Annotated in this window: 3 protein-coding genes; all 3 read right to left on the bottom strand. The window is 67.9% G+C overall.

Annotated elements, in window-relative coordinates; translation table 11 throughout:
• Positions 1-119: 119 nt before the first annotated feature.
• Entirely contained in the window at positions 120-1,394 is a 1,275-nt protein-coding gene (gene folC / locus AC1DQP_RS18770) for a bifunctional tetrahydrofolate synthase/dihydrofolate synthase (RefSeq protein ID WP_457318395.1), read from the bottom strand.
• Between the two features lie 26 nt (positions 1,395-1,420).
• Complete coding sequence (locus tag AC1DQP_RS18765; RefSeq protein ID WP_457318394.1) at positions 1,421-2,065, bottom strand: histidine phosphatase family protein; 645 nt, start codon at positions 2,063-2,065, stop codon at positions 1,421-1,423.
• Between the two features lie 234 nt (positions 2,066-2,299).
• Positions 2,300-3,059 (bottom strand): S46 family peptidase (locus AC1DQP_RS18760; RefSeq protein WP_478052232.1); only part of this gene is annotated, 760 nt, incomplete at its 5' end.

The raw sequence follows: 3,059 nt of genomic DNA, 5'->3' as shown, positions 1-3,059 counted from the left end.
GGAGTATCCACGGAAGGCAGGCAGGGGCGGCGCGGCGGAATGCCACGGCGATTATACGGGTGTCCGCGTGAGCGGCGTCTGTTGCGGCTGAACGGCCGCAGCGGGGTGGCGGGCGCGGGTCAGCCGGCAGCGTCCAGCCATTGCAGCGCCTGTGCAGCGGTATGGAACGAACCGAACGCGAGCACGCGGTCACCGGCTGCAGCATCGGCGACGGCCGCACCCAGCGCATCGGCCACGGTGGCGTGGCGGCGGGCGCTTGCGGCAGCGGTGTTCTGCAGCCGCGCCTGCAGCGCCTGCGCACTCTGCGCGCGGGCGCCGTCGAGGCCGGCCAGGTGCCAGGCATCGACCTGCCCGGCCATTGCCTGGACCACGCCAACGGCGTCCTTGTCCTGCAACGCGGCAAACACGGCCACGGTACGGCCGGACACCGGCGCCGCCCTCAACGCGGCGGCCAGTTCGCGCGCGGCCTGCGGGTTGTGGCCGACATCGACCAGCACTTCCACGCCGCCGCGATCAACACCCTGCAGGCGGCCGCGGATGCGCGCGGCGGCCACGCCTTCGGCGATCGCCGTGCGCGACAGCGGCATATCCAGCGTACGCAGCGCGGCAATCGCCGAGGCGGCGTTGCGCAGCTGGATCGGGCCGCGCAGCGCCGGGGTCGGCAGCTCGATGCGGAAGCCGACATCACGCCAGCACCATGTCTGCGCATCGATCACATCGACGAAGAAGTCGCTGCCACCGCGGATCGCGTTGGCACCCAGCAGATATGCGCGGGCCAGCACGCTGGACGGCGGATCGGTTTCACCCAGGATCACCGGCTTCCAGCCGCGGATGATGCCGGCCTTCTCCACGCCGATGGCTTCGCGGTCCTCGCCCAGCCAGTCGCTGTGGTCGATATCCACCGTGGTGATCACCGCCACATCGGCATCGACGATGTTCACCGCGTCCAGACGTCCCCCCAGGCCGACTTCCAGCACGGCCAGATCGAGGCCGGCATCGCCGAACAGCTTGAGTGCCGCCAGCGTGCCGTACTCGAAATAGGTCAGCGTGGTGCTGCCACGCGCCGCTTCGATCGCCTGGAAGGCAGCGGTCAGCGCATCATCGGACACGTCCTGGCCATCGATGCGCACGCGCTCGTTGTAGCGCAGCAGATGCGGGGAGGTATACGCACCGACCTTCCAGCCGGCCGCACGCGCGATCGCCTCGATGAAGGCGACGGTAGAGCCCTTGCCGTTGGTGCCGCCGACCACGATGGTGTGCGTGCCCGGCTGCCCCAGTCCCATCGCCTGCGCCACGTTGCGGACGCGCTCCAGGCCCATGTCGATGGTGGCCGGATGCTGCTGCTCGATGTAGGTGAGCCAGTCGGTGAGGGTCTGCGGGGCGACGGTGGTCATGGGCGTTGGATCAGTGGGTCAGAGGATTACAGTGCGCGGTGCTTGGCTTCGCCGAAGAACGGCGTGTGGTGGGCGCAATCGTTCAGGCGCACCACTTCGAGCTGGTCCAGGTCGACGCCTTCGAGCAGGTTCAACGTGGTCGGCGCCTGGCGGAAGGTCCACAGCCGCGACAGCGGCAGGCCGAGGATGCGGCACAGGATCACGCGGTTGACCGCGTCATGGGCGACCACCAGCAAAGTGTCGTGCTCGCCGAGACCTTCGGCCGCGCGGGCCAGGCCGCGCCAGCTGCGCTCCAGCACCAGTCGCAGCGATTCGCCGCCGGGCATCAGCACGGTGTCCGGCTCGTTGCGCCAGGCCTGCAGGCGCGACGGATCCTTTTCATTGATTTCGCTGGCGAGCAGGCCTTCCCACTCGCCGTGGGCGATTTCCTGCAGGTCCGGTTCGGTCAGCAACATCGGCGCACGTTCGGCGCCGAGGGCCAACTGTGCGGTGCGCTGTGCACGCGACAGCGGCGACGCCACCGCACGGGTGATATCGACCGACTTCAGGCGCTCCCCGAGGGCCTGTGCCTGGGCTTCGCCGATCGGCGACAACGGGATATCGATCTGGCCCTGGTAGCGGCCTTCGGCATTCCACGGTGTTTCACCGTGGCGGGCAAGCAGGATGCGCATGCGTACTGGGAGTCCTTGGGGGGAGGAATGCGGTCGCAATCGTTCACAAGATGTGAATGATCGAGGGGACACGCATGATACCCCGTGCCCTGCCCGGCTGCCGCCGTCGCGACCATCGGTCTGCGAGGGGTCGGGGTGGCGCTTGCCCGCACCTGACATCGCGTGGTTGCCAGCCAACGGCCGGCAACCCGCAACGAAAAACCCCGCGGTGTTCGCCGCGGGGTCGGGAGGGGCTTATTTGGCCAGGTTCAGCTCTTTCAGCAGCTGCGGCGCCGGCGCCACTTCCTGCATGATCCACTGCATGTAACGGCTGTCGACGGCGATCATGCGGGTCATCACCGGATCGAACACCCAGTTGGAGCTGACCGATTCCCAGTTGCCATCGAAGGCCAGGCCGACCAGCTTGCCGTGGGCATCGAGCACCGGCGAGCCGGAGTTGCCACCGGTGATGTCCAGGTTGGACAGGAAGTTCACCGGCACCGAGCCGACGCGCTTGTCTTCCAGGCCACCGTAACGCTTGGCCTTGACCGCATCGAGCAGCGCCTTGGGCGAGTCGAACGGATCGGCACCGGTTTCCTTGGCGGCCACGCCTTCCAGCGTGGTGAACGGGGTGTAGGCCACGCCGTCCTTCGGGGTGTACCCCATCACGTTGCCGAAGGTGATGCGCAGCGACAGGTTGGCGTCGGGATAGACGAACTCGCCCTTGCTCTTCTTGTAGTCGGCCAATGCCTGCAGATACAGCGGGCGCGAGACCAGCGACTCGCCTTCGCGGGTCTTCTTCTGTTCTTCCTGCTTGAGCAGCGCCGGCATCACCGCCACCGCGTACTGGATGGCCGGATCGGTGCTGGCTTCGAAGGCGGCACGGTCGGCCTTGAACCACTTCAGGCGCTCGTCCAGGCTGCCCAGCTGCGTGCCGGCCAGCTTGCCGACCAGGCCATCGATGGCGGCCTTGTCGCTGCCCGCCAGCCACTGGTTGAGCACCTCGTTGTTGCGC

Source organism: Stenotrophomonas sp. P5_A8, assembly GCF_056400545.1.
This window is presented reverse-complemented; position numbering and strand designations above follow the sequence as displayed.

Excerpts from the sequence above, each read along its gene's own strand:
- AC1DQP_RS18765 (WP_457318394.1), bottom strand. The coding sequence starts at position 2,065 with ATGCGCATCCTGCTTGCCCGCCACGGTGAAACACCGTGGAATGCCGAA.
- folC (WP_457318395.1), bottom strand. The coding sequence starts at position 1,394 with ATGACCACCGTCGCCCCGCAGACCCTCACCGACTGGCTCACCTACATC.